The following is a 7,973-nucleotide window of genomic DNA, read 5'->3' on the forward strand; positions in this document are numbered from 1 at the left end:
CAGAAGCGGAGCAGCAGCGTTTAGCCGAAGAAGCGGCGCGTCAGGCAGCGACAGAAGCGGAGCAGCAGCGTTTAGCCGAAGAAGCGGCGCGTCAGGCGGCGGCAGAAGCGGAACAACAACGTTTAGCCGAAGAAGCGGCGCGTCAGGCGGCGGCAGAAGCGGAACAACAACGTTTAGCGGAAGAGGCAGCGCGTCAGGCGGCGGCAGAAGCGGAGCAGCAGCGTTTAGCCGAAGAAGCGGCGCGTCAGGCAGCGGCAGAAGCGGAACAACAGCGTTTAGCCGAAGAAGCGGCGCATCAGGCAGCGGCAGAAGCAGAACAACAACGTTTAGCCGAAGAAGCAGCGCGTCAGGCAGCGGCAGAAGCAGAACAACAACGTTTAGCCGAAGAAGCGGCGCGTCAGGCGGCGGCAGAAGCGGAGCAGCAGCGTTTAGCCGAAGAGGCAGCGCGCCAAGCGGCGGCAGAAGCAGAACAACAACGTTTAGCTGAAGAAGCAGCGCGTCAGGCTGAAGAACAGGCTTCCTTACCTAAAGAGCAGGAACGCCCGACTAAAGAAGGTTTTTTTGCTCGTCTGAAAAAAAGTCTGGTAAAAACCCGCCAGAACTTGGGCGCCGGATTTTTAGGATTATTCCGTGGTAAGAAAATTGATGATGATCTCTTTGAAGAACTGGAAGAACAGCTACTGATTGCTGATGTTGGTGTCGAAACAACTCGCAAGATTATTAACAATTTGACAACTCACGCCAGCCGTAAAGAATTGAAAGATGCGGAAGCGTTATACGTAAAACTAAAAGAAGAAATGTCAGGTATTCTGGCTAAGGTCGATAAGCCACTGGAGGTTGAAGGTAAATCGCCTTATGTCATTTTGATGGTTGGTGTGAATGGCGTTGGTAAAACCACGACAATTGGTAAATTGGCTCGCCAATACCAGTCACAGGGCAAGACCGTCATGCTGGCTGCGGGTGATACTTTCCGTGCAGCCGCAGTGGAACAATTGCAGGTTTGGGGTGAGCGTAACAAAATCCCGGTCGTTGCCCAGCATACCGGTGCCGATCCGGCTTCTGTCATTTTTGATGCTATTCAGTCAGCTAAAGCTAAAGGTGTTGATGTTCTGATTGCGGATACCGCAGGGCGTTTACAGAATAAAGCTCATTTGATGGAAGAGCTGAAAAAAATCGTACGGGTAATGAAAAAACTGGATGAAGAAGCTCCGCATGAAATTATGCTGACTTTGGATGCCAGCACAGGTCAAAATGCAGTCAGTCAGGCTAAACTATTCCATGAAGCAGTGGGCTTGACCGGTATTTCACTGACCAAATTGGATGGAACTGCAAAAGGTGGCGTGATCTTCGCTATTGCGGACCAATTCGAAATTCCAATCCGCTATATTGGTGTTGGGGAAGGTATTGAGGATCTCCGTCCATTTAAGGCTGACGATTTTATAGAGGCTCTTTTTACCCGGGAGGATTAACTATCAATGATTCGCTTTGAACAGGTCAGTAAAGCCTATCTGGGAGGACGGCAGGCACTACAAGGGGTGGATTTCCACCTCCGTCCGGGAGAAATGGCATTTTTAACCGGTCATTCAGGAGCGGGGAAAAGTACGCTTTTGAAACTTATTTGTGGCATAGAGCGCCCGAGTGCCGGTTATATCTGGTTTGGCGGGCATGATGTCAGCCGATTGAAAACCCGTGAGATCCCATTCTTACGTCGTCAGATCGGTATGATTTTTCAGGATCACCATCTGCTGCTGGATCGCACTGTGTACGATAATGTTGCAATGCCATTGATTATCTCAGGTGCCAGTACTGAAGATATTCGTCGGCGGGTATCAGCGGCGCTGGATAAGGTTGGCTTACTGGACAAAGCGAAAAATTTCCCGATTCAGCTCTCCGGAGGGGAACAACAGCGCGTTGGTATTGCCCGCGCTGTTGTGAATAAACCCACCGTCCTGCTGGCGGATGAGCCAACGGGGAATCTGGATGGTGAACTATCTGAGGGTATTATGCGCTTGTTTGAACAATTCAACCGGGTTGGTACAACAGTTCTTATGGCGACGCATGACACCGCTCTTATTGAGCGCAGGAATTATCGTATCCTGACCCTGAATCAGGGACGTATGCAAGGAGAGCATCATGGCTAAACCTGCCCGTCATTCAACGAAAAAAACGGTTTCTCCCAAATCCCGTTCCAAATCGCTGAAAGGGGGATGGCGCGTACAGTCACGTTATGCATGGAAAAGCACACTGTCTGATATGTTATTCCAACCACTGGCGACTTTGCTCACCATCATGGTGATAGCTATCTCCCTGACATTACCGAGTGTATTTTACATCGTCTGGAAAAACGTTAATCAGGCTGTGGAACAATGGTATCCCGTACCACAACTCACGGTGTATCTGGATAAATCACTGAATGACATCAGCTCTAATCAGTTGATTGAAGAGCTAAAAGTAATGGATGGTGTGAAATCGGTGAACTATCTGTCCCGTGAGGAGGCTGTGAATGAATTTCGCGCGTGGTCAGGGTTTGCCAGTGCATTAGATATGCTGGAGGAAAATCCGTTGCCTGCGGTAGCGATTGTCTCTCCTAAACTGGATTTTCAGAATTCACAGGCACTGACGACATTACGTGACCGTGTTGCCCAGCTAAAGGGGATCGAAGAAGTCAGAATGGATGATGGCTGGTTTGCCCGGCTGACGGCACTGGCTGATCTTATTGGCCGGATTGCTGCGGTGATAGGGGGGCTGATGGTCGTTGCGCTGCTTCTGGTGATTGGGAACAGTGTTCGTTTAAGTATTTTCAGCCGCCGTGAAACGATTAATGTCATGAAACTGATAGGGGCAACGGATGGGTTTATCCTTCGGCCTTTTCTCAATGGAGGGGCATTACTGGGAATACTGGGAGCGATCTTTTCACTGCTTCTTTCGTACCTGCTAGTCTGGAAACTTTCCAGTGTTGTCACTGACGTTGCCAGCGTTTTCGGCACCACTTTCAAGCTATACGGTCTGAGTTGGGATGAATCACTATTACTGGTACTGATTTCAGGTATGATTGGTTGGATTGCAGCATGGTTTGCGACTGTCCAGCATTTGCGTCGTTTCAGGCCGGAATAGAACACTTTTGTTGGACTTATGGTGAACTTTTGGGCTTAATCATAGTCGAAGAAACTGTTATTGTTTTGTATACTTTGTATGTGTGGTCATACAATGCAGATAATTTGAATATGATCCGCACGATGGTAAAATAGACACATCTTTGGCCTGAAAAAATCGAATAGGTTGATTCAGGAAAGTTTAAAATACCACCAATTTAGTTTGAGAGAATTTGAATGACAAAAGAAATGCAAACTTTGGCATTAGTTCCGCAAGGTAGTTTGGAAGGGTACATCCGTGCTTCCAATGCTTATCCTATGCTCTCTGCAGAAGAAGAGAAGGAACTGGCAGAAAGGCTGCATTACCAGGGAGATCTGGATGCAGCAAAACAGCTGATTCTGTCTCACCTGCGCTTCGTTGTTCATGTTGCTCGCAGTTATGCTGGTTATGGTTTGCCGCAGGCGGATTTAATTCAGGAAGGCAATATCGGCCTGATGAAAGCGGTTCGTCGATTTAATCCGGAAGTGGGCGTACGACTGGTGTCTTTTGCTGTTCACTGGATTAAGGCAGAAATCCATGAATACGTACTGCGTAACTGGCGTATTGTGAAAGTCGCAACGACAAAAGCGCAGCGTAAGTTATTCTTCAATTTGCGTAAGGCTAAACAGCGTCTGGGCTGGTTCAGTCAGGATGAAGTTGATTTGGTTGCCAAAGAATTAGGGGTAACCCGCAAAGATGTTCTGGAGATGGAATCTCGCATGTCGGCGCAGGATATGGCATTTGATGCTCCATCTGATGACGATAGCAATGACAATCAGTCAGCTCCAGCTCCAGTATTGTATTTGCAGGATAAAGCGTCTGATTTTGCAGATGGCATTGAAGAAGACAATTGGGAAAACCATGCTGCGGATAAACTCACTGTAGCAATGGAAAAGCTGGATGAGCGTAGTCAGGACATTATCCGCTCCCGTTGGCTGGATGATGACAATAAATCGACTTTGCAGGAACTGGCAGATAAATACGGTGTATCTGCTGAACGAGTTCGTCAGCTGGAAAAAAATGCCATGAAAAAGTTACGAATGGCGATTGAAGCGTAATTTACACAGCTAGCTGAGCATGAACGATATATATTTATGCTGAACACATGCAATAGCAGATTAAAAGGCGATAATTTAGTTATCGCTTTTTTTATGCGCGTTATTTATATGAATGAGTTATGCGTATATACACAATGGATTTCAAGATGCGTCGCGGCGGCAAGGGAGAGACAAATTCGTCGGGAACGAATTTGCCCAGCCAAAGGCTGGCCTCCGGTGAGAGGCAGGAGCCTCTCAGTAATCTCTAGGAGCATAGATAACTATGTGACCGGGGTGAACGAGTGCAGCCAACAAAGAGGCAACTTGAAAGACGAAGTGTATAGTAATCTTTCGGCTTCAGCTCATAATGAAGTCATTGGAGATAATGACAAAATGACAACGGTTTCTGCTATTGGTGCTATTGCTGCATTGTTTGTTTCTATCTTTCTGATATTAAGAAAAGTTTCTCCTGTTTATGGCATGATGGCCGGTGCGCTGATTGGTGGTGTGATCGGCGGTGTAGATCTGACACAGACCGTCAGTTTGATGGTCACAGGGGCACAAGGAATGACCAATGCTGTCTTACGTATATTGGCCGCAGGTGTTCTGGCCGGTGTACTGATTGAATCCGGTGCAGCCAGTACCATAGCTGAAACCATTGTCCGTAAGGCGGGCGGCAAACGTGTCTTATTGGCTTTAGCAATTGCAACAATGCTGTTGACAGCCGTTGGTGTATTTATAGATGTCGCAATCATTACCGTTGCACCGATTGCTCTGGCAATCGCCCATCGGGCTGATTTATCAAAGATGTCGATCTTACTTGCCATGATTGGCGGAGGCAAAGCCGGAAACGTCATGTCTCCCAATCCAAATACGATTGCTGCATCAGAAGCTTTCCATGTTCCTTTAACATCGTTGATGGTCGCCGGTATTATCCCCGGGCTATTCGGGTTATTAATGGCTTACTATCTTTCAGGAAGAGTGATAACACGGGGATATAAGGTCAGAAGCGAAGAACTGACAATGACCGAACAAGAGTCTCTCCCCTCTTTTATGGCTGCGATTTCGGCGCCTGCTATTGCTATTTTTTTGCTGGCCTTACGTCCGGTTGCTGGTATCACTATTGACCCTTTAATTGCATTACCCGTAGGGGGATTGGCTGGTGCTATTATTATGGGGCACTGGCGTCAATCAAATCGCTTTATTCTCTCAGGGCTGAGCCGTATGTCGCCTATCGCTATCATGCTATTAGGAACGGGAACACTGGCAGGCATCATAGCTAATTCTGAACTGAAAGAAATTTTGATCCATGGGATAACAGCATCAGGCTTACCAGCTTATTTACTGGCCCCGATCTCAGGGGCTTTAATGTCAATGACAACAGCGTCCACAACTGCAGGTACAGCCGTTGCTTCGGCAGTTTTTGCACCTACACTTCTCGATTTAGGCATTAGTGCATTAGCGGGAGCTGCGATGTTACATGCAGGTGCTATCGTACTGGATCAGTTACCACATGGCAGTTTTTTCCATGCGACAGGAGGCAGCGTGTACATGCAGTTACACGAACGCTTGAAGTTATTGCCATATGAAACGCTGGTGGGTTTAACTATCGCCTTTATCTCAACCTTAATCTTTGGCGTATTTGGTTTTGCAGGTTAGATAAACTGAGGGAGAGAAAAATTATTATGAAAATTGTAATTGCTCCGGATTCATTTAAGGAAAGTTTAAGTGCAATGCAGGTAGCGGAAGCGATAGAGCAGGGGTTTAGGGAAATCATTCCGCAGGCCGATTACATCAAGTTACCAATGGCTGATGGTGGAGAAGGCACGGTAGAGTCAATGGTGGCTGCAACAGGAGGAAAAAGATTCATATGCACAGTCACTGATCCTCTGGGGCAACCTGTTGATGCTTTTTGGGGATTATTGGGTGATGGAAAAACCGCAGTGATTGAAATGGCTGCCGCTTCAGGCCTGCATTTGGTGCCATTGGCACAGCGTAATCCTCTGATAACAACAAGCTATGGTACAGGAGAACTCATTCTGGCGGCTCTGGATCATGGTGTTGAAAAGCTGATTTTAGGTATTGGTGGTAGCGCAACCAATGACGGTGGTGCCGGAATGATGCAGGCACTTGGGGCAAATTTAACGGATGGCGATAATCGTTCTTTGCCATTTGGTGGGGTTGCACTAACACGGCTGGAAAGCATTGATCTTACAAACCTTGATCCTCGTCTCAGGTGTTTAGAAATTACAGTCGCCTGTGATGTCACGAATCCATTATGTGGTGAATCGGGGGCATCTGCGGTATTTGGCCCACAGAAAGGAGCGACACCAGAAATGATTAATATACTGGATTCAGCGTTGCTCCATTACGGAATGAAAATTAAAGCCGTGACAGGAATTGACGTGCTGAATGCTGCCGGAGCTGGTGCTGCCGGCGGTATGGGAGCTTCTTTACTCGGTTGTTTAAACGCAGAATTACAGTCGGGTGTTGAAATTGTCCTTGATACTCTGGAGCTGGAAAAAGCAATTCAGGGCGCAGACTTGGTCATTACTGGCGAAGGGCATATGGACAGCCAGACCCTATATGGCAAAACACCTATTGGTGTTGCACGCATAGCCAACAAATTCGGTATACCTGTTATCGCATTAGTGGGGGGAATGAGCAAAGATTATGATGTTGTCCATCAACATGGTCTGACTGCTGTATTTTCTATTATCCCCGAAGTTTGCACTCTCGCTGATGCTTTAGCTGATAGCACTGTTAATCTGCATGTCTTGGCTCGCAATATTGCATCGGTTTGGTGTATTGCTGGTTCACATAAGAAAGAGATAAGGGGTTGAGAAAGCGAATCAATACCGAGGAGTCAGAAGCCCACATATTTTTCAGTTTAGAGCGGGCTGGCAGGCTTCTGACGGTGGGATATCCCCCATTTAACAACCATTTTTTCCTATAATTGTTTCAGCAATGGGAATATATTGCGTATCAAGTTTATTAACAATACCTTCCTTGCTCTCCTCTTCAAAACAGTCTGCAAAGAACCAGGAAATATGGGTTTCCAATTCCAGACAGATGGCAACCAGATGAGTAATATTGATTCGATTGGTTCCTCTTTCATAACGTGAAAGTTGTTGCTGGCTGATACCAATTTGTTTCGCTAAGGCAGTTGCTGTAATCCCTAATTCCTTCCTTTTCTGTTGAATTCTTTGCCCGACTAATAGGTTTGCATCTTCCATATCTTATCCTTTCATTTTTAAATCAGTAAGTTATGGCGTTATCAAGGATAATTGCCCCGGAGCTTAAAAATGACTCAGTTTTACTTTGTCATTGTGCACGACACAGGAAATACCCTGACGGATTTACTATCGTTCACGGTATGCCTATTGTTACACCTGATTCGCCGTTTTGTTTTCCGACATGCGCCTTGTTTTTTTAATGAAATAACCTTTTTTATTAACGTCTTGTAAAAAACAGAACCTTTACTGAGGCAAGGTATACTCTTCCATGATGCAAACCACGTTTCTCTATTTTGTTATTACCTTGCTTCTTGCAACTGCTTTTCCTCGTCATTGAGCAAAACAGCACTCCGTTCTTCTCATATGAGGAATCATGAACAGGTCTTAAAACGTTAAGATTGTTATTTTTATATTCATAACATATTGAATTTAAATTAAATTTAATTAAATTAATCTATAAAAATCCAATAATATAATTTTTTATAAACAAATCGCCATTATTTGGCATATTTTTGATTTTTAAAGAAGCTTTCTAAGGTCAGAAACTAAACAAAATATACCAAACTGT

General features: G+C 45.8%; 7 protein-coding genes. 6 read left to right on the forward strand and 1 reads right to left on the reverse strand.

What is annotated here, in order from left to right:
• The 6 genes from ftsY to AAC855_RS20915 all read left to right on the forward strand — a co-directional run.
• Positions 1-1,469 (forward strand): signal recognition particle-docking protein FtsY (gene ftsY / locus AAC855_RS20890; protein ID WP_340612081.1); only part of this gene is annotated, 1,469 nt, incomplete at its 5' end.
• 6 nt (positions 1,470-1,475) lie between these two features.
• The gene (ftsE, locus tag AAC855_RS20895) at positions 1,476-2,141 is read left to right on the forward strand and encodes a cell division ATP-binding protein FtsE (RefSeq protein WP_099109610.1); all 666 of its coding nucleotides are present in this window, start codon (positions 1,476-1,478) and stop codon (positions 2,139-2,141) included.
• Positions 2,134-3,114 (forward strand): permease-like cell division protein FtsX, encoded by a 981-nt coding sequence (gene ftsX, locus AAC855_RS20900; protein WP_340612082.1) that lies wholly within the window; start codon positions 2,134-2,136, stop codon positions 3,112-3,114. The genes ftsE and ftsX overlap by 8 nt, the downstream gene beginning before the upstream one ends.
• Before the next feature lie 215 nt (positions 3,115-3,329).
• Complete coding sequence (rpoH, locus tag AAC855_RS20905; RefSeq protein ID WP_340612083.1) at positions 3,330-4,190, forward strand: RNA polymerase sigma factor RpoH; 861 nt, start codon at positions 3,330-3,332, stop codon at positions 4,188-4,190.
• A gap of 372 nt (positions 4,191-4,562) precedes the next feature.
• Complete coding sequence (locus AAC855_RS20910; RefSeq protein ID WP_340612086.1) at positions 4,563-5,828, forward strand: GntP family permease; 1,266 nt, start codon at positions 4,563-4,565, stop codon at positions 5,826-5,828.
• 26 nt (positions 5,829-5,854) lie between these two features.
• Positions 5,855-7,012 (forward strand): glycerate kinase, encoded by a 1,158-nt coding sequence (locus AAC855_RS20915; protein ID WP_340612084.1) that lies wholly within the window; start codon positions 5,855-5,857, stop codon positions 7,010-7,012.
• 90 nt (positions 7,013-7,102) lie between these two features.
• Here the strand turns inward: AAC855_RS20915 and AAC855_RS20920 are convergent, their stop codons facing one another.
• On the reverse strand, positions 7,103-7,405 hold the full coding sequence (locus AAC855_RS20920; protein WP_340612085.1) for a helix-turn-helix domain-containing protein: 303 nt from the start codon (positions 7,403-7,405) through the stop codon (positions 7,103-7,105).
• Positions 7,406-7,973 lie beyond the last annotated feature (568 nt).

Source organism: Xenorhabdus bharatensis (genome assembly GCF_037996705.1).
Classification (GTDB): Bacteria; Pseudomonadota; Gammaproteobacteria; order Enterobacterales; family Enterobacteriaceae; genus Xenorhabdus; species Xenorhabdus bharatensis.

What these genes read in the sequence shown, in the direction of transcription:
- ftsE (WP_099109610.1), top strand. Translation starts at nt 1,476, where the DNA reads ATGATTCGCTTTGAACAGGTCAGTAAAGCCTATCTGGGAGGACGGCAG.
- ftsX (WP_340612082.1), top strand. Translation starts at nt 2,134, where the DNA reads ATGGCTAAACCTGCCCGTCATTCAACGAAAAAAACGGTTTCTCCCAAA.
- rpoH (WP_340612083.1), top strand. Translation starts at nt 3,330, where the DNA reads ATGACAAAAGAAATGCAAACTTTGGCATTAGTTCCGCAAGGTAGTTTG.
- AAC855_RS20910 (WP_340612086.1), top strand. Translation starts at nt 4,563, where the DNA reads ATGACAACGGTTTCTGCTATTGGTGCTATTGCTGCATTGTTTGTTTCT.
- AAC855_RS20915 (WP_340612084.1), top strand. Translation starts at nt 5,855, where the DNA reads ATGAAAATTGTAATTGCTCCGGATTCATTTAAGGAAAGTTTAAGTGCA.
- AAC855_RS20920 (WP_340612085.1), bottom strand. Translation starts at nt 7,405, where the DNA reads ATGGAAGATGCAAACCTATTAGTCGGGCAAAGAATTCAACAGAAAAGG.